A 25142-nucleotide genomic window follows, 5' to 3' on the forward strand; every position below is an offset into this window, starting at 1 on the left:
GCCGACCGCCGCTCCGCCTTCCGCGATGAGTTCAAGGGCATTTCGATGAAGCGCGTGCAGGTGGCCATTATCGGCGCGGGACCGTCCGGGCTGCTGCTCGGACATATCCTTGATAGGGCCGGGATCGAGACGATCATTCTGGAGAACCGCAGCGCCGACTATGTGCTGGCGCGGGTGCGCGCCGGCCTGCTGGAGCAGGGCACGACCGACCTCTTGCGCGAGACCGGCCTCGGGCAACGCCTCGACCGCGATGGCCTCGTCCATCACGGCCTGTCGCTCGCCTTCGACGGCGAGCTGCATCGCATCGACCTGACGGCCTCGTCCGGCAAAACGGTGACCATCTACGGCCAGACCGAGGTGACCCACGACCTGATGGATGCGCGGGCCGCCTCGGGTGCGCCGACGATCTACGAGGCGCAGAATGTCACGCCGCACAATTTCGACGGCGCCTCGCCGCGGGTGACCTATGTGAAGGACGGCGTCACCCACGAGATCGCCTGCGACTTCATCGCCGGCTGCGACGGCTTCCACGGCGTCTCCCGCCAGAGCGTGCCGCAGGCGGCGCTGACCACCTACGAGCGGGTCTATCCGTTCGGCTGGCTCGGCATCCTCGCCGAGGTGCCGCCGGCCGACCACGAGCTGGTCTATGCCAATTCGCCGCGTGGGTTTGCACTGTGTACGATGCGCTCGAACACCCGCAGCCGCTACTACGTGCAGTGCCCGATCGGCGACAAGGTGGAAGACTGGTCCGACCAGCGCTTCTGGGACGAGGTACGACGGCGGGTGGACCCGCAGACGGCCGAGAAGATCACCACCGGTCCGTCCTTCGAGAAGTCGATCGCGCCACTCCGGAGCTTCGTCGCCGAGCCGCTGCGCTTCGGCCGGCTGTTTCTGGTGGGCGATGCCGCCCATATCGTGCCGCCGACCGGCGCCAAGGGCCTGAACCTCGCGGTCAGCGACGTGCGCTACCTGTCGGAAGGGATCATCGGCCACTACGCCGAGAAATCCGATGACGGGCTCGACCGCTATTCGGACCGCGCGCTGAACCGCATCTGGAAGGCCGTGCGCTTCTCCTGGTGGATGACCACGATGCTGCACCGCTTTCCCGACGCGACGCCGTTCGACCAGAAGATCCAGGAGGCGGACCTCGCCTATCTGGTGGCGTCGCAGGCGGCGATGACCTCCCTGTCGGAAAACTATGTGGGCCTGCCGCACTGAAGGTTGCGGGATAAATACCTAGGATCAAAATCCTTGACAGCGTAACGCTGGTCAGGTAGATTTCAGGCATGTTCGACAGGTACGCCTTGATCATCGGGTTGATGCCGACCTGCCGGAATTGACCTCGTCATACCCGGCCGCGTGCCAGGTATCCACGCCTTCCTTCATCGTTGTGTTCAAGTCGTGGATGGCCGGGACAAGCCCGGCCATGACGGGAAGCACCGTTTTTCTGCCGATGGATTACCGGTCAAGTAGTAATTGGAGCCTAAAGTGCCGATGCGCGGAGCAATCGATGGGCTTCTTTGATTCTCTTTGGCGGCATCTTCGGTTCAAATTCTTGGTGCTTGCCGCCATCGCGGTGGCCACAGCGGTCGCGTGGATGTTTGAGATCACATCCAGCGTGGGTCTTGGCCTTCTGCTTATGACCGCGGGATGCATAGTCGCGTGGAATGAAATCGATAGGAGCAAAGACCGATCGCGAATGTCCTACGACGAGCGCTACGGCGACGGCTGGCTCCGGCGAAGCATCGACCGTCTCAAGGGCATTGTCGCCGGTGCAGGCCCTCAGCCGCCAAGCCCCAGATAGCTCTCGGCAATGCGGGGATCGCTGGCGAGTTCTGCGGCCGGACCCTGCAGGCCGATGCGTCCCAGCTCCATGACATAGGCCCGGTCGGCGGCGTTCAGCGCGGCGCGGGCGTTCTGCTCGACCAGCAGGATGGCGACACCGGTGGCACGCAAATCGCGGATGATGGCGAAGATGTCGGCGACCACTTTCGGCGCGAGGCCGAGGCTCGGTTCGTCGAGCATCAGGAGGCGCGGGCGGCTCATCAGCGCCCGCCCCATGGCAAGCATCTGCCGCTCGCCGCCGGACAGCGTGCCGGCGAGCTGGGCGCGGCGCTCCTTGAGGCGCGGAAAGCGTGCGAAAACCTCGGCCAGCGTCTCGGCCGCGAGGCTGCGGCCGGTGCGAAAGGCGCCAAGGATCAGGTTGTCCTCGACCGTCATGGCACCGAACAGTTCGCGCTTCTCGGCGACGAGGCAGAGGCCGAGCGCGACGCGATCCTCGGCCTCGACGGAGCCGATGTCGCCGCCGTCGAAAACGATGCGGCCGCGCGCCGGCAGCAGGCCCATGGCGGCATTGAGCAGCGTCGACTTGCCGGCGCCGTTGGCGCCGATGACGGTGACGATCTCGCCGGGGGCGACGGCGAGCGAGACGTCGCTGACCGCCTCGACACGGCCATAGGCGACGGACAGGCCCTCGATGGCGAGGAGCGCGGTCATGCCTCGGCTCCGAGATAGGCGGCGAGCACGGCCGGGTTGCGCTTGATCTCGGCGGGCGGCCCCTCGGCGATGCGGGTGCCGAAATCGAGCACCACGACATGATCGGTGAGGCTCATGACGAAGCCCATATCGTGCTCGACCAGCAGCACGGCGACGCCTTCGGCGCGCAACTGGCGCAGGAGATCGGCGAGCGCCGCCTTCTCGAAATGGCGCAGGCCCGCCGCGGGTTCGTCGAGCAGCAGGAGGTCCGGCGCAAGGCAGAGGGCGCGGGCGATCTCGACGATGCGCTGCTGTCCCAGCGCCAGCGACCCCGCCGGCTTGTGCATGTGCTCGGCAAGGCCGACACGCACGATCTGCCGGGCGGCCTCGCCCAGCATGCGCCGTTCCTCGGCGCGGTCGAGATGCAGCAGCCCGCTGATGAAGCCGGCCTCACCGCGCAGATGCGCGCCGATGGCGACATTGTCGAGCACGCTCATCTCGGGCAGCAGCTTGACGTGCTGGAAGGTGCGGGCGACGCCGCGCGCCGCGATGGCCTGCGGACGCGCGCCGTCGATGCGCTCGCCGGAGACGGCAATGGTGCCCCCGCTTGCCGGCAGGACGCCGGTGATCAGGTTGAAGGTGGTGCTCTTGCCGGCGCCGTTCGGCCCGATCAGCGCGACGATCTCGCCGCGCTTCACCTTCAGCGAGACATCGTTGACGGCGACGAGGCCGCCAAAGGTCTTGCGGGCGCCGGAGACCTCCAGAAGCGGCTCGGCGGTTGCCCGCGCAGGCTCGGGCAGCGGTTCGGCGTCCGTGTCGACCGGCGCGGGAGGCGGCGGCGGGAACAGGCCGGCGATGCGCGGCCAGAGCCCGTCCTTGGCGACCTGCAGGATGACGACCAGCAGGAGGCCGAAGACGATGGTCTCGTACTGCGCCGACGTGCCGAACAGGGCCGGCACGATGCGCTGGAGCGCGTCCTTCAGGAAGGTGACGAGGCCCGCGCCGACAATGGCGCCCCAGACTTGGCCCGCCCCGCCGGCCACCGCCATGAACAGATATTCGATGCCGGGATGGACGCCGAAGGGCGTCGGGTTCACCGCGCGCTGAACGTGGGCGTAGAGCCAGCCCGAGAGGCCGGCGAGCAGCGCGGCATAGACGAAGACCGCGAGCTTCATGCGCGCCGGCTCGATGCCGAAGGCTTCCGCCGCCACCCGGCCGCCGCGCAGCGCGCGGATGGCGCGGCCGGTGCGGCTGTCGAGCAGGTTCATGGTCAGGATCGCAGCCCCCAGAACCGCGCCCCAGATGACGTAGTAGGCGGCGCGCGGATCGACCAGCGACCAGCCGAACAGCGACAGCGGCGGGATGCCGGAAATGCCGTCGTGGCGGCCGAGGATCTCCAGCTTGCCGAACGCATAGTAGAGCGCGATGCCCCAGGCGATGGTGCCCAGCGGCAGGAAATGGCCGGAGAGGCGCACGGTGACGAGGCCGAGCACGACGGCGGCGAGCCCTGTCACCACCAGCGCCACGGGCAGGCTCGCCCACGGCGACCAGCCGAACTTCGCGGTCATGACGGCGGTCGTGTAGGCGGCGAAGCCGCAGAAGGCGGCCTGGCCGAAGGAGGTCATGCCGCCGACGCCGGTGAGGAGGACGAGGCCCATGACCACCAGCGAGGCGAGGCCGATATTGTCGAGCAGCGTGATCCAGAACACCGAGACGCCGGGAACCAGTGGGATCAGCGCGACGACCAGAGCGAACAGGGGAAGGGTGAGGCGGTGCATCACTCCTCCTCCTCGTCCGAATGCGGATCGGTCCACGAGCGGATGAGGAGCACCGGCAGCAGCAGGGTGAAGACGATGACCTCCTTCCAGTCGCTGGCATGGAAGGAGGCGAAGGCCTCGACGACGCCGACGAGGAGGGCGGCCGCCGCGGTGAGCGGATAGCTGACGAGGCCGCCGATGATGGCGGCGACGAAACCCTTCAGGCCGACGAGAAAGCCGGTGTCGTAGTAGAGCGTGGTCATCGGCACGATCAGCACGCCGGACACCGCCCCGATGACCGCCGCCAGCGTGAAGGCGATGCGCCCGGAGAGCGCGAGGCGGATACCGACGAGGCGCGCGCCGATGCGGTTGATGGCGGTGGCGCGGAGCGCCTTGCCGGTGATGGTGCGGCCGAAGAACAGGTAGAGCGCAACGATCAGCGCGGCGGTGATGGCGTAGATGCCGAGGTTCTGGCCGGTGACGACGATGGGACCGACCGGCAGGACGGCCGAGGAGAGCGGCGGCGCGCGCAGGCCCTCGGCGCCGAAGAAGACGAGGCCGATGCCGGTCATGGCGAGGTGGACGCCGACGGCAGTGATCAGGAGGACCAGCACCGAGGCGTCGGCGATGGGCTGGAAGGCGACGCGGTAGAGATAGGGACCGATGGGGGCGACGATGGCGATGGTGAGCAGCAGATTGACCGCGGCGCCCGGCTGTGCCGCGACGATTGCCTTGGCGAGGAACAGGATGGCGAACGGCAGGCCGAGCTTGAAGGCGGCCTCGCGCGCGACAACCCTGAGACCGAGATCGCGCCGCCGCGACACCATCTCCATGGCGAAGGCAGCGGCCCCGAAGGCGACGACCATGTAGGCGGTGCCGGGCAGCTTGCCGGCCTCCAGCAGCGCGAAGGTGAGCCCGCCATAGGCGACGAACTCGCCCTGCGGCACGAAGATCACCCGCGTCACCGCGAAGACCAGCACCAGCGCCAGACCGAGCAGCGCGTAGATCGCGCCATTGGTCAGGCCGTCCTGCAGCAGGAACAGGAGGATCGTGCTATCCATGGACGGTCCCGCCCCGCGCCGCCCGGGTTGCCGGGCGCGCCGCCGCGCAGTCCGTAGGGAACGGCTGGGCCGTCACGGTCATCATCCTCCCTTTCGCGTTTCGCCTCTATCGGGCGCTTCCGCGTGAATTAGATATGAACTATAATTATCTGGCGAGGGAGCACAACTGTCCCCGCGACGGCAATTCCCGACGGGAGCGAGCCTGACATGACGGTGGCAGCGGCGGCCAGAGCGGCGAAGAGCGGCGAGGATGCAGGCGGCCTGTCGGAAGGCATGCTCGGCGGCCTTCTCGGCTACCGGCTGCGGCGGGCCCAGCTCAAGGTCTTCGAGGACTTCCTGGCGAGCTTCGCGCCGCTCGGCCTGAAGCCGGCGCAGTTCAGCGCCCTCGTGCTGATCGCGGCCAATCCCGGCCGCAGCCAGCGCGAGATCGCAGCCGCGCTCGGCATCCAGCGGCCGAACTTCGTCGCCATGATGGACGAGTTCGAGCGGCGCGCGCTCGCCCGGCGGCATCGCTCGCAGACCGACCGGCGCAGCCACGCACTGGCGCTGACCGAGGCGGGCGAGGCGCTGCTCCGGCAGGGGCGGACCATCGTCGCGGCCCACGAGGCGCGCATCGCGGCGCGCCTGAACGAGACCGAGCGGGCGGAGCTCATGCGCCTGCTGGCGCTGCTGGGGCCAGCCGCTGCCGATTGACCCTTGCGGCGCGGGCGCTTAACTCAGGCGCTCCGTCCGCCGCCCGAAGACCCTCTCCCATGGCCCTCCGCGAGATCATCGTCATTCCCGATACCCGCCTGAAGCTCGTTTCCGAGCCGGTGGCCGGCGTCGACGCCGCCGTGCGCAAGCTCGCCGACGACATGCTGGAGACCATGTACGAGGCGCCCGGCATCGGGCTCGCGGCCATCCAGATCGCCGTGCCGAAGCGGATATTCACCATCGACCTCGCCCGCAAGGAAGAGCCGAAGGCGCCGATCGTACTGATCAACCCGGAGATCACCTGGACCTCGGACGAACTCTCCGTCTACGAGGAAGGCTGCCTCTCCATCCCCGAATATTACGAGGCAGTGGAGCGGCCGGCGAAATGCATGGTCCGCTATCTCGACCTCGAGGGCAAAACGGTCGAGATGATGTGCGAGGGCCTGCTGGCGACCTGCGTCCAGCACGAGTTCGACCATCTCAACGGCGTGCTGTTCATCGACCACCTGTCGCGGCTGAAGCGCGACCGCGTGATGAAGAAATACGCCAAGGCGGCCAAGCGCGAGGCGACGGCGTGAGTCTTTCCGTCGTCTTCATGGGAACGCCGGACTTCGCGGTCCCGACGCTCTCCGAGATCATCGGCCAGGGCCATGACGTGGTCGCGGTCTATACGCGGGCGCCGAAGCCGGCGGGTCGCGGCATGGACGAGCAGAAGACCCCCGTCCACAAACTTGCCGATCGCTTCGGCATCCCGGTCTTCACGCCGCGAACGCTGCGGGACGCCGCGGCGCAAGCCGATTTCGCCTCGCTCAATGCCGACGTGGCCGTCGTCGTCGCCTATGGCCTGATCCTTCCCGCGCCGGTGCTGGACGCACCCGCCCTCGGCTGCCTCAACCTGCATGGCTCGCTGCTGCCGCGCTGGCGGGGCGCCGCGCCGATCCAGCGCGCCATCATGGCGGGCGACGCCGAGACCGGCGTCATGGTCATGAAGATGGACGAGGGGCTCGACACCGGGCCGGTGGGCATGGTCGAGCGCATCGCGATCACGCCCGACATGACCGCGCAGGACCTGCACGACCGGATGAGCGTGCTCGGGGCCGACCTGATGGTGCGGGCGCTGGCCGCGCTCGACCGGGGCTCCCTCGCCTTCTCGCCGCAGGCGGAGGACGGCGTGACCTATGCCGCCAAGATCGACAAGACCGAGGCGCGCATCGACTGGCGGAAGCCGGCGGCCGAAGTTCACAACAGGATCAGGGGGCTGTCGCCGTTCCCCGGCGCGTGGTTCGAGGCCGATCTCGGCAAGGGCCGCGAACGCGTCAAGGTGCTGCGCGCATCGCTGGCGGAGGGCAGCGGCGCGCCGGGCACGGTGCTGAACGACACTCTCGCGATTGCTTGCGGGGAGGGCGCGGTGCGACTGGTGGAAGTGCAGCGCGCCGGATCGAAGGCGATGAAGGCCGCCGATTTCCTCAACGGTGCGAAGATCGGCCCCGGCACGATCCTCGGCTAGCCGGAAAACGCTCCGATGCCGCGCTACAAGCTGACCATCGAATATGACGGCGAGCCCTATATCGGCTGGCAGATGCAGGGGGCGAGCTTCGGCAAGTCCGTGCAGGGCGAGCTTGCCCGCGCCATCGCGGAATTCTCCGGCGAGGCGGTGACGGTCGCCGGAGCGGGACGCACCGATGCCGGCGTCCATGCGACCGGACAGGTCGCCCATGTCGACCTGTCGCGCGACTGGCCGAACCGGGTCGTGCGCGACGCGACCAACCGCTATCTCAAGGACGACGCCATCGCGGTGGTCGCCGCCGAGAAGATGCCGGACGCGTTCGACGCGCGCTTCTCGGCGGTCAGGCGGCACTATCTCTACCGGATCATCGACCGCCGGCCGCCGCTGACGCTGGACCGCAAACGCGCGTGGTGGTCGCCGAAGCCGCTCGACGTCGCGCGCATGCAGGAGGCGGCGAGCGTGCTGGTCGGCCGGCACGATTTCACGACGTTCCGCTCGACCGAGTGCCAGGCGAAATCGCCGGTGAAGAACCTCGACCGCTTCGACATTACCCGGACGGAAACAGGCATCGAGTGCCGGCTCGATGCGCGCTCGTTCCTGCACAATCAGGTGCGGTCGATGGTCGGGACGATCAAGCTCGCCGGCGAGGGCCTCTGGACCGCCGCCGATGTCGCCGAGGCGCTGGAGGCGCGCGACCGCAAGGCCTGCGGAACGGTCGGCCCGCCGCATGCGCTCTACCTGACGCAGGTGGACTATCCGGCGACGTGGGTGCCGCTGGCGGATGCTCCGGAGAGCGGTCAGGCGCCAAAATAGCGGTCGATGATCCGGCGATAGATGGCGGTCAGCGCGACGAGGTCGGCGACCGGCACGCGCTCGTCCACGGCATGCATGGTCTGGCCGACGAGGCCGAACTCGATGACCGGGCAATAGTCCTTGATGAAGCGCGCATCCGACGTGCCGCCGGAGGTCGAGAGCTCCGGCCGCCGGCCGGCGACCTCGGCGATGGTTGCCGCGATCATCTCCACGAAGGGGCCGGGCTTGGTGATGAAGCTCTGCGAATTGCCGCGGGCATAGGCGACGGACGGCGCGATGCCGGGCTTCGCGCAGGCCGCAGCCACGCCCTCGATCCAGCTCTTCAGCCCATCCAGCGTATGCTCGTCGTTGAAGCGGATGTTGAACCGCCCCACCGCCCTCTGCGGGATGACGTTGGTCGCGGCATTGCCGACATCGACCGAGGTGATCTCGATGTTCGATGGCTGGAAATGCGCATTGCCGGCATCGAGCGGCTTCGCCGTGAGCCGGGCGAGAATATCGACAAGAACGGGAATGGGATTGGCCGCGCGATCGGGATAGGCAACGTGGCCCTGCCGGCCCTCGACGGTGACGATGGCCGAGAGCGAGCCGCGCCGGCCGATCTTGATCATGTCGCCGAGCGCCTCCGGGTTGCTGGGCTCGCCGACGATGCAGTGGTCGAAGCGCTCGCCGCGCCCATGCGCCCATTCCAGGAGCTTGACCGTGCCGTTGACGGAAGGGCCTTCCTCGTCGCCGGTGATCAGGAAGCCGATCGAGCCCTTCGGCCTGCCGCCGTTCGCGGCGAGATGATCGAGGGCGGCGGCGAGGAAACAGGCAATGCCGCCCTTCATGTCCACCGTGCCGCGGCCATAGAGTTCGCCGCCTGATATCTCGCCGGCGAAGGGGCCGTGGCTCCACCGCCCGGCATCGCCCGGCGGGACGACGTCGGTATGGCCGGCGAACAGGAGATAGGGCGCCTCCACGCCGATGCGGGCGTAGAGGTTCTCGACGTCCGGCGTGCCGGGCTCGGAGAAGGTCACGCGCTCGACGGCGAAGCCCGCCGGCCGCAGAACGGCCTCGAGGGCGGCGAGAGCGCCGCCCTCCTCAGGCGTGACCGACGGGCACTGGACGAGGGCGCGCGTCAGCGCGACCGGATCTGCACTCATGCCTGAACCGTCTCGAGGGGATCGGGGCCGTAGGCGTTCGCGCCCTTGGTGCCTTCCAGCGCGCCAAGATCGATCAGCAGCCAGATGGCGGCGGCGCCGATGACCAGACCGAACAGGCCGGCGATGAAATAGCCGAGGAAGCCGAAAATGCCGGTCAGGGTCAGGACCTGGAAGGCGATCGACGCGATGAAGAAGCCCTGGACGAACATCTGGGGATGGCCGCGATCGTTGGAGCGCTTGATCGACACGCAATAGGCCGGCACCGCGAGGGCGAGGCTGACGAGCGTCGCGAGAATCAGGCTGATCGAGCCGATGATCAGGCCATTGAGCATGCCGGCCACGATCAGCGCGGCGAAACCGATCCAGAAAGTCTGCCGGCCGATGCGGCCGTCAACGGTGAGCAGAAGCTTCTGGAAGTCGATACCCATGAATTGCATTGCAGTCTCCGATCGTTCAGTCGCCCCGCCAGACACTGGCGGGCATCGGATTACCTCGTCAACGCCGAAGGTTTCAGCGGCGTGTCACTGAAGGGGGTCCGGCCCGTAACGATTGGAACCCTCCTCGCCGCGCATCAGGCCGAGATCGATGACCAGAGCGATCAGCGCCGCGAGCACCCACAGGCCGAGGATGAACAGGACCGGCCCCATCGGCCCCTGCGAATCCATGTAGCCGAGCACCTGCAGGAAGCTGACGAGGAAGGCCGGCAGGAAGAAGAACAGGAGATAGAGGTCGGAATGGCCGCGGTCATGCGCGCGTTTGATCGACAGCGCGAGCGAGGGATAGAGGAAGGCGAGCCCCACCACGGCGGCGGCGGGGTGGCCGCCGAAATCCATGGCGAGGCGGTCGCCGATATAGGCAAAGACGTTGAGCACCACCGCCCCCCCCCAGAACGGCAGGCGGGGGATGCGCCCCTCGAAGGACAGGAACAGGTAGGACCAGGCGCCGGGCTCCAGCCAGATCTGCCGGTCGGTCCAGTCGATCCGCGCCATGGCCGGCCGCCCTTGCCCGCGCCGCGCTCAGTCGCGCAGCAGCTCGTTGATGCCGGTCTTGGAGCGGGTCTGGGCATCGACGCGCTTGACGATGACGGCGCAATAGGTCGACGGGCCCGGCGTGCCGTCCGGCAGCGGCTTGCCGGGCAGGTTGCCGGAAACGACCACCGAATAAGGCGGCACGCGGCCGACGAAGACCTCGCCGGTCGCGCGGTCGACGATCTTGGTCGAGGACGAGATGAACACGCCCATGGCGATGACCGAACCCTCGCCGACGACGACGCCCTCGACCACCTCTGAGCGGGCGCCGACGAAGCAATTGTCCTCGATGATGGTCGGGTTGGCCTGCAGCGGCTCAAGCACGCCGCCGATGCCGACGCCGCCGGAGAGGTGGACGTTCTTGCCGATCTGGGCGCAGGAACCGACGGTGGCCCAGGTGTCGACCATGGTGCCCTCGTCGACATAGGCGCCGAGGTTCACGAAGGACGGCATCAGAACGACGTTCCTGGCGATGAACGCGGAGCGACGCACGACGCAGTTCGGCACGGCGCGGAAACCGGCCTTGCCGAACTCGGCCGCGCCCCAGCCATCGAACTTGGACGGCACTTTGTCCCACCAGGTCGAGCCGCCGGGGCCGCCGGAGATCGGGGTCATGTCGTTGAGGCGGAACGACAGCAGCACCGCCTTCTTCAGCCACTGGTTGACCACCCACTCGCCGCCGGACTTCTGGGCGACCCGCGCCTCGCCCGAATCGAGCAGATTCAGCGCCGTTTCCACGGCGTCGCGAATCTCGCCCTTCGTCGAAGCGTCCACCGACGCGCGGTTCTCGAAAGCGGCCTCGATGACGGACTGGAGCTGGGCGTGCGACATGGGAGGGTTCCGCGCTGGCTGACTAGGCTTGGTATCTTGGCTCAATATCGAATGCCCGGGCCTTGTCTCCGGGCCTCCCGCCCCTGTCAAGCGATGCCGCGCGCAATCGGGCAGGGCGGCGATGCGCGCAGCGCCGCATAGCCAGAAGCCCCCCCGATCCTGTATGCAGCAGCCAGAAGCGGGCCGATATCGAGCGCGGCGACCGCACCCTTGCGAGCATTCGTGTTACTCGAAATTGCGATCATCCTGGTCCTCACCGTCGTCAATGGCGTCCTCGCCATGTCGGAACTGGCGGTGGTCTCGTCCCGGCCCGCCCGCCTGAAGGTGCTGGCCGATCAGGGCAGCAGGGGCGCGGAAGTCGCGATCCGCCTCGCAGAACATCCCGGCCGTTTCCTCTCCACCGTCCAGATCGGCATCACCCTCGTCGGCGTGCTCTCCGGCGCCTTCTCGGGCGCGACGCTCGGCGTGCGCCTGTCCACGTGGATGCAGGATGTCGGCCTGTCGCAGAACGTCGCGGAATGGCTCGGCGTCGGCGTCGTCGTCGTGCTGATCACCTATCTGTCGCTGATCGTCGGCGAACTGGTGCCGAAGCAGATCGCCCTGCGCGATCCCGAACGCGTCGCGGCGAAGGTTGCGCCGGCCATGAACCTGCTCTCGCGTCTCGGCGCGCCGCTGGTCTGGCTGCTCGACAATTCCGGCCGGCTGATCCTGATGCTGCTCGGACAGCGCGGCAGCGGCGGCGACGGCGTGACCGAGGAAGAGGTCAAGACGATCATCGCCGAGGCGGAGACGGCCGGCGTCATCGAGCGCGACGAAGGCGAGATGATCGCCGGCGTCATGCGCCTCGCCGACCGCACCGCCAATGCCCTGATGACCCCGCGCCGCGAGGTGGAGGTGGTCAATCTCGCCGAGCCGCTGGAGACCATCCGCCAGCGCGTGCGCGCCTCGCGCCGCTCGCGCCTGCCGGTGCAGGACGGCGACGCCGATTCGATCATCGGCGTGGTGCTGGCGAAGGATGTGCTGGAAGCCTTTGCCGCCCGCGCCCGGCCGGACCTTGCCAGCCTCGTGCAGGAGGCGCCGATCGTGCTCGACCGCACCCATGCGCTCGATGTGCTGCGCGCCATTCGCGGCAGCCATGTGCACATGACGCTGGTGTTCGACGAGTACGGCCATTTCGAGGGCATCGTCACCGCCAACGACGTGCTGGAGGCGATCATCGGCGCGCTCCCCGAGGCGGCCGACGAGGAACTGCCCATCGTCACCCGCGACGACGGCTCGCTGCTCATTTCCGGCTGGATGGCGGCGGACGAGTTCGCCGCGCAGCTCGGCATTCCGCTCGATCGCGACGCCGACTTCCAGACGGTGGCGGGCTTCGTCCTCGCCGAGATGCAGCGCCTGCCACAGGTCGGCGAGAGCTTCGAGAAGGCCGGCTGGCGCTTCGAGGTGCTCGACCTCGACGGCCGGCGCATCGACAAGATCCTGGCAAGCCGGCTGTCCTGACCGCAAGCCCGGCTTGCGCATTTGCAAGAATCGGATTGCTGGACTCGCGCCGCGACCCATCGCGGCGCATGTTCACCGGCGAGGGCGGACATCGGTCCGCCGATCCCCCGCGCCGAGGAGGCCTGCCATGTCCGTTTCTGAAGCTGCCGTCTCTGAAAAGTCCGCCGAGAAGAATGATCGCGCCATCGTCTCCGCCGAGACGCCCCGCGACCCGATCACGGCCGGCGTCCGGATCGGCCATGTCCATCTCAAGGTCGCCGATCTCGACCGCGCGCTCGGCTTCTACCGCGACGTGCTCGGCTTCGAGGTGACCCAGCGCTACGGCGATCAGGCGGTGTTCCTCTCCGCCGGCGGCTATCATCACCATCTCGGCCTCAACACCTGGGAGAGCAAGGGTGGTCGTCCGCCGGCGCCCGGCACGACCGGCCTGTTCCACACCGCCATCCTCTACCCCGATCGCGCGGCGCTCGCCGACGCGCTGCGCCGGCTGGTGGAGGCGGGCATCCGGCTGGACGGGGCGAGCGACCACGGCGTCTCCGAGGCGCTCTACCTCACCGACCCCGACGGCAACGGCGTCGAGCTCTACTGGGACCGCGAGCCCGCCGACTGGCCGAAGAATGCCGATGGCACGCTCGCCATGGTGACGCGCCGCCTCGACCTTCAGGCGTTGCTGGCGGACGCCCCGCGGAAGGCGTGATGACGCAACAGGTGCGCTTTTCCCGCGCCCCTGTTTCAGGGTTGCTCCGCATTGGCCCCCGCCTGCGCCGGGACTAGCTTCCGCTGGTTCCGGCTCAGACGGGAGGGAACCATGTCACGCAAATTCATCGACTGCCGCGAAATGCCCGGCGAGATGGCCTGCACGATCGCGATCAGCGCCGACAGCGACAAGGAACTGCTGGAGGCCGCCGTCCAGCATGCGGTGACCGTTCACAAATACCAGGACACGCCGGACCTCCGGAAAGCGATCATGGGCTCGATGCATGTCGGCACGCCGCCGGTGGAGCGGCCGCGCGCCGCCTGATTCCCTGCTAGGCGTGCAGGCGGATCAGCCTTTTCCCCCGGTTCTCGCCGCGATAGAGCGAGGCGATGGCGTCGGGCGCCGCCTCGATGCCCTCCAGTACGTCCTCGGCATAGCGGAGCCTGCCTTCGCGGACCCACTGCGCGAGACGCGGCAGCGCCTCGCCGAAGCGGTGGGCAAAGTCGAAGATGACGAAGCTCTCCATGCGCGCCCGCTTGACCAGCAGGTGACGCTCGGGGCGCGGGCCCGTGGGCCACGGGTCCCAGCTCGGCACCGAGGCGGTGCCGCAGACGACGACGCGCGCCTTCACGGCGAGATGGCGCATGACGGCGTCGGAAATCGCGCCTGACGTGTTGTCGAAATAGACGTCGACGCCGTTCGGACAGGCAGCGGCCACGGCGCCCGCGATGTCGTTGGTCGCCTTGTAGTCGATGGCGGCGTCGAAGCCGAAATCCTGAAGGCACTGGCGGACCTTTGCCGCGCCGCCGGCAATGCCGACCGTGCGGCAGCCCATGATTTTCGCGATCTGCCCGACCGCCGAGCCGACCGCGCCGGCGGCGATGGAGACGACCACGGTGTCGCCGGGCTTGGGCAGGCCGATGTCGAGAAGGCCGAAATAGGCGGTCAGTCCGTTGATGCCCATGATGCCGAGCGAGGTGGAGAGCGGCAGGTCCGTTTCCGTCACCTTGCGCTGGACGGCGGAAGCGGGGACGACGGCCAGCTCCTGCCAGCCGAACATGCCGGTCACCTTGTCGCCGGGTGAGAACCCCGGATGCTCCGAGGCCACGATCTCGCCGGAGGCGAAGGAGCGCATGACCTCGCCGATACCGACCGGCTGCGCATAGTTCGCCACCGCCGAGACCCAGCCGCGCATGGCCGGCTCGACCGAGAGGAACTGGTTGCGCACGAGGATGTCGCCGGGCTTCAGCGCGGGCGTGTCGGCGGTCTCGATGCGGAAGTGCTCAGCCTGCGGAATGCCGTCGGGGCGGGCGGCGAGGACGACGCGGCGGGATGTGGGCATGGCGATTGGTCCCTGCTGGTTCGGCCGCACAGCAAAGCACGTCACAACCCCATTGGGCATTGTCCGGACCCGAAATTCTCAGGCCATGTCTTGACTTGCGATCAAGAACAAAAATAGAACATCAATGCACTCGGCAATGCCTTTCCCGCGCAATCCAAGTTCGCGCGGAGGCCCGGGGCAGCATCTGCATGACAGTCAGACAGAGGATGGGAAAGCCGTGGGCGATGCGCCGCGCGGCCGGGGGAGGACTTTGGCATGTCGATGGAGCTCTATGTGCTGTCAGATCGGCAGCTTACATCGATTGCGGAGTGGCAGGCGGCTATCGATCAGGAAGGCTTTCGACTGAAGCTGGACGAAGGGGCCGCGTTCACCGCGCTGGATGGCTATCTACCCGCCCATTTCGGCGCGGCACTGGCCGGCTTCGAGGTCAATCACTGGGACCCTCAGGCGATGAAGCGCGACGATCCGGAATATGTCGACTTCGTGAAGGACGAGGTTCATCTGCTCGCCTTCCGCTGGGGTGGCAGTGAGCACGAACTGTTCGGCGTCTTTGCGGCCGCCAGCGCCTATGCCCGCGCAACCGGCGGCTGGGTGTTCGACTGCGAGTCCGGCGAGGCGATGACGCCTGACGCGACCGCTGAATTGGCAAGGAAGTTCGAGGCGGATTTGCCCAGGGCGGCCTGATCTGAATCCGGCAGGGCGCGGGGAAGGAGGGCCCTGTGGCGCAGGAGGGACTTGTCCATGTCCATCGGGATGGGATGAAGTATTCCTTCGCCGCCGTGCAGGAGTTCGGCTCATCTCACTTCGGCGGACCGCTACAGCACGAGATTGCCGGTGTTCCCTACGATCCCGCGCCGCTGCACCTCATCGGAAAGCTCGGCGGCGCCATATTCCAGGATTGTCCGGGCTGCCGCCGCCCGCCACCATTGGTCTGAGCCTGTGGGGAAGCGGCGGCGGCGAGCAGGTCACGCTCGTCTTCGTCTGCAATATCGAACGGCAGACGGTCGAGACCTGCAACGTCTGTGCGTGAGCGGATCGCCGCCTACAGCCCCCGATTGCTCGCCTTCACCGCATCAGCCTCGACATAGACTTCGCCGCCCATCTTGAGAAAGCGCTGGCTCATCTCGGCCATGCCGGCCTCGGCGGTGAGCGCGTCGCCGCCGGCGGTCGCGCGCAAGGCCGGATCGTTCAGCGTCGCCGCATAGTCGCGCACGTCCTGCGTGATCTTCATCGAGCAGAATTTCGGCCCGCACATGGAGCAGAAATGCGCGACCTTGTGCGCCTCCTTCGGCAGGGTCTCGTCGTGGAACGCGCGGGCCGTATCGGGGTCGAGGCCGAGATTGAACTGGTCCTCCCAGCGGAACTCGAACCGCGCGCGTGACAGCGCGTCGTCGCGGAGCTGCGCCGCCGGATGGCCCTTGGCGAGATCGGCGGCGTGGGCGGCGATCTTGTAGGTGATGACGCCGGTCTTCACGTCGTCGCGGTTCGGCAGCCCCAGATGCTCCTTCGGGGTGACGTAGCAGAGCATGGCGCAGCCGAACCAGCCGATCATCGCCGCGCCGATGCCCGACGTGATGTGATCGTAGCCCGGCGCGATGTCGGTGGTCAGCGGTCCGAGCGTGTAGAACGGCGCCTCGCCGCACTCCTTCAGCTGCTTGTCCATGTTGATCTTGATCTTGTGCATCGGCACGTGGCCGGGGCCCTCGATCATCACCTGACAGCCTTTTTCCCAGGCAATTTTGGTGAGCTCCCCGAGGGTCTCAAGCTCGGCGAACTGCGCGGCGTCGTTGGCGTCGGCGATGGAGCCGGGGCGCAGCCCGTCGCCGAGCGAGAACGACACGTCGTAGCGGCGCATGATGTCGCAGATCTCGTCGAACCGCTCGTAGAGGAAGCTCTCCTTGTGGTGGGCAAGGCACCACTTGGCCATGATCGAGCCGCCGCGCGAGACGATGCCGGTGACGCGTTTGGCCGTGAGGGGAACGTAAGGAAGCCGAACGCCGGCATGGATGGTGAAATAGTCGACGCCCTGTTCGCACTGCTCGATCAGCGTGTCGCGATAGAGCTCCCATGTCAGCTTCACGGGATCGCCACCGACCTTCTCCAGCGCCTGATAGATCGGCACCGTGCCGATCGGCACCGGCGAGTTGCGGATGATCCATTCGCGAGTGTTGTGGATGTTGCGGCCGGTCGAGAGGTCCATGACCGTGTCGGCGCCCCAGCGGATCGACCAGACCAGCTTGTCCACCTCCTCCTCGATGGAGGACGAGACGGCGGAATTGCCGATATTCGCGTTGATCTTCACGAGGAAGTTGCGGCCGATGATCATCGGCTCGAGTTCGGCGTGGTTGATGTTGGCGGGGATGATGGCGCGGCCGCGGGCGATCTCGTCGCGGACGAATTCCGGGGTGATGAAGGCGGGCACGGCGGCGCCGAAGCTCTCGCCGTCGGCGAGCTTCGCCTCGGCCTGTTCCAGCATCGCCTTGCGGCCGAGATTCTCGCGCTCCGCGACGTAGATCATCTCCTTGGTGATGATGCCGGCGCGCGCGAACTCGTACTGGGTGATCGGCGCATTGCCGACGCCGCGCAGGGGCTGATTGGCGACGGGGAAGGCGCGGGCGAGGTGCCGCCCGGCATTGCCGTTGTCCTCCGGCTTGATCTCGCGGCCCTCATAGGCCTCGACGCCGCCGCGCTCGATCACCCAGGCCTGCCGCACGCGGGAGAGGCCCTTCTCCACGTCGATGACGACGTTCGGGTCGGTATAGGGGCCGGACGTGTCGTAGACGGGCAGCGGCGGCTCGCCAGAGCCTTCCGTCAGCACGATCTCGCGCAGCGGCACGCGAATGTACGGCGCGCTGTCCGGGGTCGCGAAGACCTTGCGGGAAGCCGGCAGTGCGCCGGTGGTGACGGCGGCCTTGATGTCCTTGACCGGGGCGTTCATGGGTGAATCCTCGCGTGAGGGCGACGTGAAGGGGTGAGAATCAGGGGGTTGGCGTCTGCGGCCAGTAACCGGCGATCGTCAGGATCGCGCCGATGATCAGCCAGATGGCGGCCGCGACGGTCAGCGCGCCCGGTATGTCGTTGAAGCGGCTGCCGATGCGGATGACCGTGTCGGGCAGCGCGATGCGAATGGCGCCGCCGATCAGCATGAGCCAGCCCAGCAGCGTGACCAGCAGCCGCCAGTCAGGTGCGATCACCCGGTGCGCGAGCACGATGGCGAGGCCCGCCGGCATGATCATGAGCCCGGACAGGTACATCAGCGCCGGGCTCTTCAGAAATTCGGCGACGATGGCGCGGAAGGTCGCGGCGTTGATCAGCGCGCCGATGCCCACCGCCAGCATGACGGGGCCGATAAGTCTGGCCAGATAGACCGAAGTCAGCATTGCGTCCCATCCCTCCGCCGGCATGACCCGGATCAGGTTCAAGGGTCGCTACGGGGTTCCCTTCGGAACGTTGCAGCCTCTCAGCCCCTTCGTCGGGGCCCCCCTTGGACGAGGTCCAATCTGGACCTTTGGCAGGCGAAGCGCAAGGCGGCGCGCGCAGGGCGCGTGCGGGAAAACCGCAATCCTCGCGGAGGTCTTTTGGGACGGTGGCTATTCCCCGGACGGCTCGTGCGCCAGCCAGTCGCGCACCCGCGTCTCGGGGTCATCGGCATTGGCGATGTCGGAGACGACCGCGATGGAATCGGCCCCCGCCGCATAGACCTGAGGCGCCCGCTCAAGCGTGATGCCGCCGATGGCGACCAGCGGGATGGCGCCGATGCGCTTCTTCCATGCGGTGATGCGGTCGAGACCCTGCGGGCCGAAGCGCATCGTCTTGACGGTAGTCGGATAGATCGGGCCGAGCGCGATGTAGTCGGGCTTGTGGGCGAGCGCTGTTTCAAGCTCGGCCTCGTCGTGGGTCGACAGGCCGAGGGTGAGGCCCGCGCGGCGGATCGCCGCCACGTCGGCCGTGGCGAGATCCTCCTGGCCGAGATGGAGATGGGCGGCACCGGCCGCGATGGCGGCCTTCCAGTAGTCGTTGATCACCAGTTTCGTCGCTGTTCCGGCGACCGATTCCACGGCTTCGCGCGCGAGCGCCTCGGCCTGGTGCTCCTCCAGATTCTTCACCCGGAGCTGGATCGTGCCGACGCCGAGGTTCGACAGTTCGATCAGCGAGCGGATGCTGTCGACGACGGGATAGAAGCGGTCGGGATAAGGCATGGCGGGCTGCCCTCGGGAAAGCCCGGCGCCGGATGGGCCGGCCCACTAACCTGTGCCCCCGCGCGGCGAAGTCAAGAACGAACCGGCGGTCGAACGGCAGACCAGCGCTCGCTCGGCGCCCTCTTGGCCGAGGCGTCAGGCGACCTTGCCCAGAAAATCCTCCACGGCCGCGCCGAGGCCGCCGGCGGAGGCCTCGACCGAAGCCGTGGTGCGGGTCATCGCCTCGGAGGAAGCCGCGCTGGCGTGAGCCTTCTCCGCGATGTCGTCGACGGTCGTCTCGATCACTCCGGCGAGCTCGCGCATCTCGCCGATGCTGCGATTGATCTCGCGCACGGCCATGGCCTGTTCCTCGATGCCGGCGGCCAGCGCGCCGGCATTCCGATCGATCTGGTCCATGCGGGTGGAGATGCCGTCGATGGCGCCGACCGCGCCCCTGGTGAGCCGCTGCACGGAAGCGATCTGCTGGGCGATGTCGCCGGTCGCCCGGGACGTCTGCACCGCCAGCGACTTCACCTCGCTGGCCACCACCGCAAAGCCCTTGCCGGCCTCTCCGGCGCGCGCCGCCTCGATCGTCGCGTTCAGCGCGAGCAGGTTGGTCTGTTCCGCGATCGACTGGATGAGCGCCACGACGGTGCCGATGCGCTCGGCGGCGCCCGACAGTTCGCTGATGCTGCCATTGGCGGCCGCCGCCTCTCCCGCCAGTTCGCGCAACACCGACGCCGTCTCGTGGACCTTGCCCGCGAGGTCGTCGACCGAGGTCGAGAGCTGGTCGCTGGCGGCGGCAACCGCGCCGATGGTCTCGACCGCTGCGCGCGAGGACCGGGCGGCCTGACCGGTCATCCCGGCGGTGCTGTCGGCCGCGGCGCGCAGGGTGCCCGACGACCGGCCGAGTTCGCCCATGCCGGCACGGACCGCGCCAAGCACGCCGGCGACATGGCTGCGAAAATCGGCGATGGCGCCGTCGAGGCGGGCCCGCTGATCGTCACGCGCCGAGGCGAGCGCCCGCTCGCTGGAGGCCGCCGCCTCCATCCGCTCGGTGGCGAGGTTGGCCTCGACGACGGCCGCATCGGACACGGCGAACGAAGTGGCAAGGCGGTTGCAAAGCCAGGCAAGCGCCGCGGCCTGGGCAACCAGGATCACGGCGTGGATGACGACACGGCCGAAATCGCCGCCCTGCGGGAAGACAGCCAGGGGATAGAGGAGGTTCAGGCCGAGGTGGTGAACCGCGACCACCGCCGTGAAGGCCGCGATCGCACGCCAGCAACACCACAGCGCGACGATGGCGAGGCCGGCGAAGAACATCATGTGCATGTCGATCTGATAGACCGAGCCTTCGAGCGCGAAGGTCAGCAGGGCGACGAGAGCCGCCGCCGAAACGGCGGATCCGGCGCGCGCGGCGATGTCGATCCGGCGCCTGCCAATCGCCAGCAGGCCGAGGCCGGCGACCGCCACCGCGCAGAGCGCGACGATGACATTGGCGTTCGGGCCGCGCAGACAGGCGACAGCCAGGATGACGGTCGCAATGCCCAGGACGGCCCCCTGCATGACCGGGGCGACGGCGAAGCGCAGCCGGTCGAGGGTCGATGACGGCATGATCGATGCGGCGGCCACGGCGGCAATCATCGGGCGGGGTCCTTGGCAAGGGCGAGGAAGGGAGACAGACAGGCGACAGCCAGCGACGCGTCGAGCACAAGGGCAGCGCCCGCGCCATAGAGGCGGGCGACGAAGCCGGGGGTTCCGGACGAGGCTATGACGATGCGGTTACCCCGGTTCGCCGCGCGCAGCTCACCGTTGGCGCGGGCGGCGATGGCGGCAGCGCCGCCGGGCTCAGCCGACCAGGCGAATACCGCCACCGGCCGCCCCTCGCGCGGCATGACCACAACCAGCGCCGGAAGCATCAGGCTCGCAAGGATGATGAGCGGGAGCAGGCGGCGTGCCCGGCCGTCGGGTCGAGATTGCAGGAAGGCGCGGGGCAAGGGTAGGCAGGTCGCTCTGGAGGTTGATGCGGGCGACCAATGCGGAAACGGCCCTGCGTAACCAAGTACCGTCGCATGGTTGCATTTCGGTTAAGGCGGCCGTCGGCACGCGGGCGCCGAAAAGTGCTCGACCGCGGCAATGCGACGGCGGCTCGGACTACCGGCAAAGCCTCGCACCACCCGGCCGTGCGGCGCTCCCATGCATCGGCGCCCAGCGCCTGCGCTGCCTTCACCGCGCAGGCCAAATCGGCTAAGACCCGGCCACGCCGCGCGGGAAGACGCGGCGGCCGGAGCCGCCCATGTCGCATACGCCCCTCGATGCCCAGGATATCGGCCGCGTTCTCAACGAGGCGCTGCCCTACATGCAGAAATACGACGAAGAGATCGTCGTGGTGAAATATGGCGGCCATGCCATGGGCGACGAGAGCGGAGCGCGCTCCTTCGCCCGCGACATCGTCATGCTGGAACAGTCCGGCATCAATCCGGTGGTCGTCCATGGCGGCGGGCCGCAGATCGGCCAGATGCTAACCAAGCTCGGCATCAAGAGCGAATTCATCGACGGCCTGCGCGTCACCGACAAGCAGACGGTGGAAATCGTCGAGATGATCCTCGCCGGCTCGATCAACAAGCAGATCGTCGGCTTCATCAACGCCGCCGGCGGCAAGGCTATCGGCCTCTGCGGCAAGGACGGCGACATGGTCAAGGCGGCCAAGGTCACCCGCACCACCCGCGATCCGGATTCGAATATCGAGAAGGCCGTCGATCTCGGCTTCGTCGGCGAGCCCGACAAGGTCGACACCAAGGTGCTGGACACGGTGCTCGGCAAGGATCTCGTGCCGGTACTGGCGCCGGTGGCGACCTCGGTCGAGGGCGACACCTACAACGTCAACGCCGACACGTTCGCGGGCGCCATCGCCGGCGCGTTGAAGGCCAAGCGCCTGCTGCTGCTGACCGACGTGCCCGGCGTGCTCGACAAGGACAAGAACCTGATCAAGTCGCTGTCGGTCGAGGACTGCCGGCGGCTGATCGCCGACGGCACGGCCACCGGCGGCATGATCCCGAAGATCGAGACCTGCATCTACGCCATCGAGCGCGGCGTCGAGGGCGTCGTGATCCTCGACGGCAAGACCCCCCATGCGGTTCTGGTGGAGCTACTCACCGATGGCGGTGCCGGCACGCTCATTCACGCGTGAAGTGCTGACGGGGCTTGCGGCAGCGGCCTGCGCGGCCGCCGCCCTCGCCACCCCGGCCTCCGCCGAGACGCGCCTGTGCAACCGCACGAGCGTCGTGACCGAAGCCGCCATCGGACTGATCGTCGAGGACGCCGCCGCGACGCGCGGCTGGTTCCGGCTCGATCCCGGCCAGTGCCGGGCGATCCTCCAGACCGCCGACATGCCGGGCAGGCTGTTCCTGCATTCGCACCCGATGGGCGAGCCGGCGGGAACCGATCTCGGCCAGCCGGCGCAGCTTTCCCTTTGCGTCGGCGAGGGCGACTTCCTGATCGCCGGCGCGCGCGCCTGCAACCAGCCGAACGCGCGCCTCGCCGCCTTCGCCGAGGTGCGGCCGACGGTGGCCGAAGGCATCGCCGTGCTGTTCCTGTCCGAGGAGGCCGACTACGACCTGCCGCAGGCGCGGCGGGCCGGCATCCAGCGCCTTCTGACCCGCATGGGCTACGATCCAGGTCCCATCGACGGCCTCGACGGACCGAAGACGGAGGCCGCGCTGCGCGCCTTCATCGCCGACCGCAACCTGCCGGCCGAGGCCAATATGCAGGCGGATTTCTTCGATCTGCTGCTCGCCGCCATGCGCGCGGGCGAGGGACCGGGATTTGCCTGGTGCAACGATACGGGGCGGCGGGTCATGGCGGCGCTCGGCATCGATCAGGACGGACGGATCGTGACGCGCGGCTGGTTCCGCATCGAGGCCGGCGCCTGCCTGAAACCTCCGCTGGAGGGCACGCCCGCTCGCGTCTATTCCTTCGCCGAGGCCGTGGATGCCGAGGGTCAGCCAGTACAAAAGGACGGCCGCCCCATCACCTTCGGCGGCGACGTGCCGGGCTGCGTCAGGCCCGCCGAGTTCGAGATTGCCGGGGCGGACGACTGCGCCGTCCACGGCGCGACGCGCGTGCAGTTCCTTGCCGTCACCTTCGACGGCCGCCGCCGCGCCTCCGTCCGCTTCCGGGAGTGATGATGACCGATCCGCAAGAGGCCCATCCCCAGGCAGCCCGCGCCGCCTTCGCCCATGTCGAGGCCTGGATCTTCGACCTCGACAACACGCTCTATCCCGCGCACCTGTCGCTCTGGGAGCAGATCGACGCGCGCATCAAGGGCTATGTGGCGAAGCTCCTGAACATCTCGACCGACGAGGCCTTCCGGCTCCAGAAGGACTATTACAAGCGCTACGGCACATCGCTGCGCGGGCTGATGATCGAGCACGGCATGAGCCCGGACGATTTCCTGTCCTATGTCCACGACATCGATCATTCGCCGCTGCAGGCCAATCCCGAGCTTGGCGCGGCGATCGCGGCCCTGCCCGGCCGGAAATTCGTGTTCACCTCCGGCACGCACAGCCATGTTCAGGCGGTGACGCGCAGGCTCGGCATCGAGAACCATTTCGACGGCGTGTTCGACATCGTCGATGCCGGGCTGCTGCCGAAGCCGCATCGCGTCACCTACGAGAAGTTCCTCGCCGACCACGGCGTCGATGCCGCCCGCGCGGCCATGTTCGAGGACCTGCCGCGCAATCTCGAAGCGCCGCACGCGCTCGGCATGAAGACGGTGCTGGTGGTGCCGGAACGCACCCGCGAGGTGTTCCGCGAGGCCTGGGAATTCGAGGGGCGCGACGACGACCATGTCGATTTCGTCACCGACGACCTGACCGCCTTTCTGGTGACGCTGCGGCTCTGAAGGAGGGGGTCAGCCCTCCTTGGCGAGCCCTTCCCAGAAGGCCTTGGCCTTGGCGAAGAAGCCGGCCGTCTCCGGCTGGGTCGCGCCGGAGCTTTCCTTGTCGAACTCGGCGAGCAGTTCCTTCTGGCGCTTGGTCAGCGCGCGCGGCGTCTCGACATCGACCTGCACGTAGAGGTCGCCGACGGATTTCGAGCGCAGCACCGGCATGCCCTTGCCACCGAGGCGGAACCGCTTGCCCGACTGCGTGCCCTCGGGGACCTTCACCTGCGCCCGGCCGCCGTCGATGGTCGGCACCTCGAAGGAGCCGCCGATCGCGGCCGTCACCATCGAGACCGGCGCGCGGCAGTAGAGGTCCTGCCCGTCGCGCTGGAAGAAGGAATGCGGCTGGATCGAGAGGAAGATGTAGAGGTCGCCCGGCGGGCCGCCACGGAAGCCGGCCTCGCCCTCATTGGCGAGGCGGATGCGGGTGCCGTCCTCGACGCCGGCCGGGATGTTCACCGAGAGCACGCGCTCCTTGGTGATGCGGCCAGCGCCCGAACAATTGCCGCAGGGGTCCTCGATCACCTGGCCACGGCCCTGGCAGGTCGGGCAGGTGCGCTCGACCGAGAAGAAGCCCTGGCTGGCGCGCACCCGGCCGTGGCCGCCGCAGGTGCCGCAGGTCTTGGGCTTGGAACCGGGCTTGGCGCCGGTGCCCGAACAGGCTTCGCAGGAGACGGTGGTCGGGATGCGCACCTGGGCGGCCTTGCCGTTGAAGGCTTCCTCCAGCGTGACGTCCATGTTGTAGCGCAGGTCCGCGCCGCGCTCGCGCCCACCCGGTCCGCGCCGGCGGCCGCCCATGCCGAACAGCTCCTCGAAAATGTCGGACATGGAGGAGGAGAAGTCGCCACCGAAGCCGGGATGGCCGCCACCGCCGCCATTCTCGAAGGCCTGGTGGCCGAACCGGTCATAGGCCGCGCGCTTCTGGCCGTCCGAGAGAACCTGATAGGCCTCGTTCAGTTCCTTGAACTCGGCCTCGGCCTTGGCATCGCCGGGATTGCGGTCGGGGTGGCACTGCATCGCCTTCTTGCGGAAGGCGGATTTCAGCGCACCGTCATCGGCATCGCGGCCGACCCCCAGAGTTTCGTAATAGTCGCGCTTGGACATCGACCGCGCTTTCGCCCCTGTTCAAGCGACAGCCCCCGGATGTGATCCGGGGGCTCGATGGTAAAGCCG

Annotated in this window: 26 protein-coding genes, 1 pseudogene and 1 riboswitch; of the genes and pseudogenes, 13 read left to right on the forward strand and 14 right to left on the reverse strand. The window is 68.1% G+C overall.

All coding sequences use genetic code 11. The features are described from left to right. Positions 1–45 precede the first annotated feature (45 nt). The gene (pobA, locus tag JNK84_RS16945; RefSeq protein WP_293425854.1) at positions 46–1218 is read left to right on the forward strand and encodes a 4-hydroxybenzoate 3-monooxygenase; all 1173 of its coding nucleotides are present in this window, start codon (positions 46–48) and stop codon (positions 1216–1218) included. A 564-nt stretch (positions 1219–1782) separates the two neighbouring features. Here pobA and JNK84_RS16950 read toward each other — a convergent pair. The 3 genes from JNK84_RS16950 to JNK84_RS16960 are packed head-to-tail and all read right to left on the reverse strand — an operon-like array spanning position 1783 to position 5293. Then, positions 1783–2496 carry an ABC transporter ATP-binding protein gene (locus JNK84_RS16950; RefSeq protein ID WP_293425855.1) on the reverse strand — a complete coding sequence of 238 codons (714 nt, stop codon included), beginning with the start codon at positions 2494–2496 and terminating at the stop codon, positions 1783–1785. Beyond that, complete coding sequence (locus JNK84_RS16955) at positions 2493–4256, reverse strand: branched-chain amino acid ABC transporter ATP-binding protein/permease (protein ID WP_441343258.1); 1764 nt, start codon at positions 4254–4256, stop codon at positions 2493–2495. The genes JNK84_RS16950 and JNK84_RS16955 overlap by 4 nt, the downstream gene beginning before the upstream one ends. Further along, complete coding sequence (locus JNK84_RS16960; RefSeq protein WP_293425857.1) at positions 4253–5293, reverse strand: branched-chain amino acid ABC transporter permease; 1041 nt, start codon at positions 5291–5293, stop codon at positions 4253–4255. The genes JNK84_RS16955 and JNK84_RS16960 overlap by 4 nt, the downstream gene beginning before the upstream one ends. Before the next feature lie 207 nt (positions 5294–5500). Between JNK84_RS16960 and JNK84_RS16965 the strand changes: the two genes are divergently transcribed. From JNK84_RS16965 to truA, 4 genes are read left to right on the forward strand one after another with little or no spacing between them, the layout of a single operon-like run. Then, positions 5501–5986, forward strand: coding sequence for a MarR family winged helix-turn-helix transcriptional regulator (locus tag JNK84_RS16965; RefSeq protein ID WP_441343259.1), 486 nt, complete (start codon positions 5501–5503; stop codon positions 5984–5986). Positions 5987–6045: 59 nt separating this feature from the next. Then, positions 6046–6564, forward strand: coding sequence for a peptide deformylase (gene def, locus JNK84_RS16970; protein WP_293425858.1), 519 nt, complete (start codon positions 6046–6048; stop codon positions 6562–6564). Beyond that, complete coding sequence (gene fmt, locus JNK84_RS16975) at positions 6561–7493, forward strand: methionyl-tRNA formyltransferase (protein ID WP_293425859.1); 933 nt, start codon at positions 6561–6563, stop codon at positions 7491–7493. The genes def and fmt overlap by 4 nt, the downstream gene beginning before the upstream one ends. 15 nt (positions 7494–7508) lie before the next feature. Further along, positions 7509–8306: a tRNA pseudouridine(38-40) synthase TruA gene (gene truA / locus JNK84_RS16980; RefSeq protein WP_293425860.1), complete on the forward strand. Its 798-nt coding sequence runs from the start codon at positions 7509–7511 to the stop codon at positions 8304–8306. On the opposite strand, the gene dapE is transcribed toward truA, so the two are convergent. The 4 genes from dapE to dapD all read right to left on the reverse strand — a co-directional run bounded on the left by dapE (position 8291) and on the right by dapD (position 11310). Next, positions 8291–9451: a succinyl-diaminopimelate desuccinylase gene (gene dapE / locus JNK84_RS16985; RefSeq protein WP_293425861.1), complete on the reverse strand. Its 1161-nt coding sequence runs from the start codon at positions 9449–9451 to the stop codon at positions 8291–8293. The genes truA and dapE overlap by 16 nt on opposite strands. Further along, the gene (locus JNK84_RS16990) at positions 9448–9888 is read right to left on the reverse strand and encodes a DUF805 domain-containing protein (RefSeq protein WP_293425862.1); all 441 of its coding nucleotides are present in this window, start codon (positions 9886–9888) and stop codon (positions 9448–9450) included. Before JNK84_RS16990 ends, dapE begins: the two co-directional genes overlap by 4 nt. Positions 9889–9972: 84 nt before the next feature. Further along, the gene (locus JNK84_RS16995; RefSeq protein WP_293425863.1) at positions 9973–10440 is read right to left on the reverse strand and encodes a DUF805 domain-containing protein; all 468 of its coding nucleotides are present in this window, start codon (positions 10438–10440) and stop codon (positions 9973–9975) included. A gap of 27 nt (positions 10441–10467) precedes the next feature. After that, entirely contained in the window at positions 10468–11310 is an 843-nt protein-coding gene (gene dapD, locus JNK84_RS17000; protein ID WP_293425864.1) for a 2,3,4,5-tetrahydropyridine-2,6-dicarboxylate N-succinyltransferase, read from the reverse strand. 222 nt (positions 11311–11532) lie between these two features. On the opposite strand from dapD, the gene JNK84_RS17005 reads away from it, so the two are divergent. The 3 genes from JNK84_RS17005 to JNK84_RS17015 all read left to right on the forward strand — a co-directional run bounded on the left by JNK84_RS17005 (position 11533) and on the right by JNK84_RS17015 (position 13831). Next, on the forward strand, positions 11533–12810 hold the full coding sequence (locus JNK84_RS17005; protein WP_293425865.1) for a hemolysin family protein: 1278 nt from the start codon (positions 11533–11535) through the stop codon (positions 12808–12810). Positions 12811–12937: 127 nt separating this feature from the next. Further along, the gene (locus JNK84_RS17010) at positions 12938–13507 is read left to right on the forward strand and encodes a VOC family protein (protein ID WP_293425866.1); all 570 of its coding nucleotides are present in this window, start codon (positions 12938–12940) and stop codon (positions 13505–13507) included. A gap of 111 nt (positions 13508–13618) precedes the next feature. Beyond that, entirely contained in the window at positions 13619–13831 is a 213-nt protein-coding gene (locus JNK84_RS17015; protein WP_293425867.1) for a DUF1059 domain-containing protein, read from the forward strand. A 7-nt stretch (positions 13832–13838) separates the two neighbouring features. Here JNK84_RS17015 and JNK84_RS17020 read toward each other — a convergent pair whose 3' ends face one another. Beyond that, positions 13839–14849, reverse strand: a complete 1011-nt coding sequence (locus JNK84_RS17020; RefSeq protein ID WP_293425868.1) for an NADP-dependent oxidoreductase — start codon at positions 14847–14849, stop codon at positions 13839–13841. A 255-nt stretch (positions 14850–15104) separates the two neighbouring features. Here JNK84_RS17020 and JNK84_RS17025 point away from each other — a divergent pair, with 255 nt between their 5' ends. Then, positions 15105–15533 carry a hypothetical protein gene (locus tag JNK84_RS17025; RefSeq protein WP_293425869.1) on the forward strand — a complete coding sequence of 143 codons (429 nt, stop codon included), beginning with the start codon at positions 15105–15107 and terminating at the stop codon, positions 15531–15533. A 35-nt stretch (positions 15534–15568) separates the two neighbouring features. After that, entirely contained in the window at positions 15569–15784 is a 216-nt protein-coding gene (locus tag JNK84_RS17030; protein WP_293425870.1) for a hypothetical protein, read from the forward strand. Positions 15785–15891: 107 nt separating this feature from the next. Here JNK84_RS17030 and thiC read toward each other — a convergent pair whose 3' ends face one another. From thiC to JNK84_RS17055, 5 genes and pseudogenes are all read right to left on the reverse strand, one after another. Further along, positions 15892–17787, reverse strand: coding sequence for a phosphomethylpyrimidine synthase ThiC (gene thiC / locus JNK84_RS17035; protein ID WP_293425871.1), 1896 nt, complete (start codon positions 17785–17787; stop codon positions 15892–15894). 40 nt (positions 17788–17827) lie between these two features. Beyond that, on the reverse strand, positions 17828–18229 hold the full coding sequence (locus tag JNK84_RS17040) for a hypothetical protein (protein WP_293425872.1): 402 nt from the start codon (positions 18227–18229) through the stop codon (positions 17828–17830). Continuing rightward, a riboswitch (TPP riboswitch) is annotated at positions 18221–18344 on the reverse strand. It overlaps the preceding gene by 9 nt. A 95-nt stretch (positions 18345–18439) precedes the next feature. Beyond that, positions 18440–19048: a thiamine phosphate synthase gene (locus tag JNK84_RS17045; RefSeq protein WP_293425873.1), complete on the reverse strand. Its 609-nt coding sequence runs from the start codon at positions 19046–19048 to the stop codon at positions 18440–18442. Positions 19049–19183: 135 nt separating this feature from the next. Continuing rightward, positions 19184–19666: pseudogene (locus JNK84_RS23570) on the reverse strand (methyl-accepting chemotaxis protein); the annotation flags it as partial. 1001 nt (positions 19667–20667) lie between these two features. Further along, positions 20668–21024: a hypothetical protein gene (locus JNK84_RS17055; protein WP_293425875.1), complete on the reverse strand. Its 357-nt coding sequence runs from the start codon at positions 21022–21024 to the stop codon at positions 20668–20670. 299 nt (positions 21025–21323) lie between these two features. Between JNK84_RS17055 and argB the strand changes: the two genes are divergently transcribed. Genes argB through JNK84_RS17070 form a run of 3 tightly spaced genes read left to right on the forward strand, consistent with a single transcriptional unit; the run spans position 21324 to position 23930 of the window. Further along, entirely contained in the window at positions 21324–22217 is an 894-nt protein-coding gene (argB, locus tag JNK84_RS17060; RefSeq protein ID WP_293425876.1) for an acetylglutamate kinase, read from the forward strand. Then, positions 22186–23211 carry a DUF1036 domain-containing protein gene (locus JNK84_RS17065; protein ID WP_293425877.1) on the forward strand — a complete coding sequence of 342 codons (1026 nt, stop codon included), beginning with the start codon at positions 22186–22188 and terminating at the stop codon, positions 23209–23211. Before argB ends, JNK84_RS17065 begins: the two co-directional genes overlap by 32 nt. A gap of 2 nt (positions 23212–23213) precedes the next feature. After that, positions 23214–23930: a pyrimidine 5'-nucleotidase gene (locus tag JNK84_RS17070; RefSeq protein WP_293425878.1), complete on the forward strand. Its 717-nt coding sequence runs from the start codon at positions 23214–23216 to the stop codon at positions 23928–23930. Positions 23931–23939: 9 nt separating this feature from the next. Here JNK84_RS17070 and dnaJ read toward each other — a convergent pair whose 3' ends face one another. Then, positions 23940–25073 carry a molecular chaperone DnaJ gene (gene dnaJ / locus JNK84_RS17075; RefSeq protein WP_293425879.1) on the reverse strand — a complete coding sequence of 378 codons (1134 nt, stop codon included), beginning with the start codon at positions 25071–25073 and terminating at the stop codon, positions 23940–23942. Between the last annotated feature and the right edge of the window lie 69 nt (positions 25074–25142).

The organism is Phreatobacter sp. (genome assembly GCF_016793595.1).
Classification (GTDB): domain Bacteria; phylum Pseudomonadota; class Alphaproteobacteria; order Rhizobiales; family Phreatobacteraceae; genus Phreatobacter.

Excerpts from the sequence above, each read along its gene's own strand:
- dnaJ (WP_293425879.1), bottom strand. The coding sequence starts at position 25,073 with ATGTCCAAGCGCGACTATTACGAAACTCTGGGGGTCGGCCGCGATGCC.
- JNK84_RS16965 (WP_441343259.1), top strand. The coding sequence starts at position 5,501 with ATGACGGTGGCAGCGGCGGCCAGAGCGGCGAAGAGCGGCGAGGATGCA.
- JNK84_RS17065 (WP_293425877.1), top strand. The coding sequence starts at position 22,186 with ATGGCGGTGCCGGCACGCTCATTCACGCGTGAAGTGCTGACGGGGCTT.
- pobA (WP_293425854.1), top strand. The coding sequence starts at position 46 with ATGAAGCGCGTGCAGGTGGCCATTATCGGCGCGGGACCGTCCGGGCTG.
- dapE (WP_293425861.1), bottom strand. The coding sequence starts at position 9,451 with ATGAGTGCAGATCCGGTCGCGCTGACGCGCGCCCTCGTCCAGTGCCCG.
- JNK84_RS17040 (WP_293425872.1), bottom strand. The coding sequence starts at position 18,229 with ATGCTGACTTCGGTCTATCTGGCCAGACTTATCGGCCCCGTCATGCTG.
- truA (WP_293425860.1), top strand. The coding sequence starts at position 7,509 with ATGCCGCGCTACAAGCTGACCATCGAATATGACGGCGAGCCCTATATC.
- JNK84_RS17045 (WP_293425873.1), bottom strand. The coding sequence starts at position 19,048 with ATGCCTTATCCCGACCGCTTCTATCCCGTCGTCGACAGCATCCGCTCG.
- argB (WP_293425876.1), top strand. The coding sequence starts at position 21,324 with ATGTCGCATACGCCCCTCGATGCCCAGGATATCGGCCGCGTTCTCAAC.
- JNK84_RS16995 (WP_293425863.1), bottom strand. The coding sequence starts at position 10,440 with ATGGCGCGGATCGACTGGACCGACCGGCAGATCTGGCTGGAGCCCGGC.
- JNK84_RS17025 (WP_293425869.1), top strand. The coding sequence starts at position 15,105 with ATGTCGATGGAGCTCTATGTGCTGTCAGATCGGCAGCTTACATCGATT.
- JNK84_RS17015 (WP_293425867.1), top strand. The coding sequence starts at position 13,619 with ATGTCACGCAAATTCATCGACTGCCGCGAAATGCCCGGCGAGATGGCC.
- JNK84_RS17020 (WP_293425868.1), bottom strand. The coding sequence starts at position 14,849 with ATGCCCACATCCCGCCGCGTCGTCCTCGCCGCCCGCCCCGACGGCATT.
- JNK84_RS16950 (WP_293425855.1), bottom strand. The coding sequence starts at position 2,496 with ATGACCGCGCTCCTCGCCATCGAGGGCCTGTCCGTCGCCTATGGCCGT.
- JNK84_RS17010 (WP_293425866.1), top strand. The coding sequence starts at position 12,938 with ATGTCCGTTTCTGAAGCTGCCGTCTCTGAAAAGTCCGCCGAGAAGAAT.
- thiC (WP_293425871.1), bottom strand. The coding sequence starts at position 17,787 with ATGAACGCCCCGGTCAAGGACATCAAGGCCGCCGTCACCACCGGCGCA.
- JNK84_RS16960 (WP_293425857.1), bottom strand. The coding sequence starts at position 5,293 with ATGGATAGCACGATCCTCCTGTTCCTGCTGCAGGACGGCCTGACCAAT.
- dapD (WP_293425864.1), bottom strand. The coding sequence starts at position 11,310 with ATGTCGCACGCCCAGCTCCAGTCCGTCATCGAGGCCGCTTTCGAGAAC.
- def (WP_293425858.1), top strand. The coding sequence starts at position 6,046 with ATGGCCCTCCGCGAGATCATCGTCATTCCCGATACCCGCCTGAAGCTC.
- JNK84_RS16990 (WP_293425862.1), bottom strand. The coding sequence starts at position 9,888 with ATGCAATTCATGGGTATCGACTTCCAGAAGCTTCTGCTCACCGTTGAC.
- JNK84_RS17070 (WP_293425878.1), top strand. The coding sequence starts at position 23,214 with ATGACCGATCCGCAAGAGGCCCATCCCCAGGCAGCCCGCGCCGCCTTC.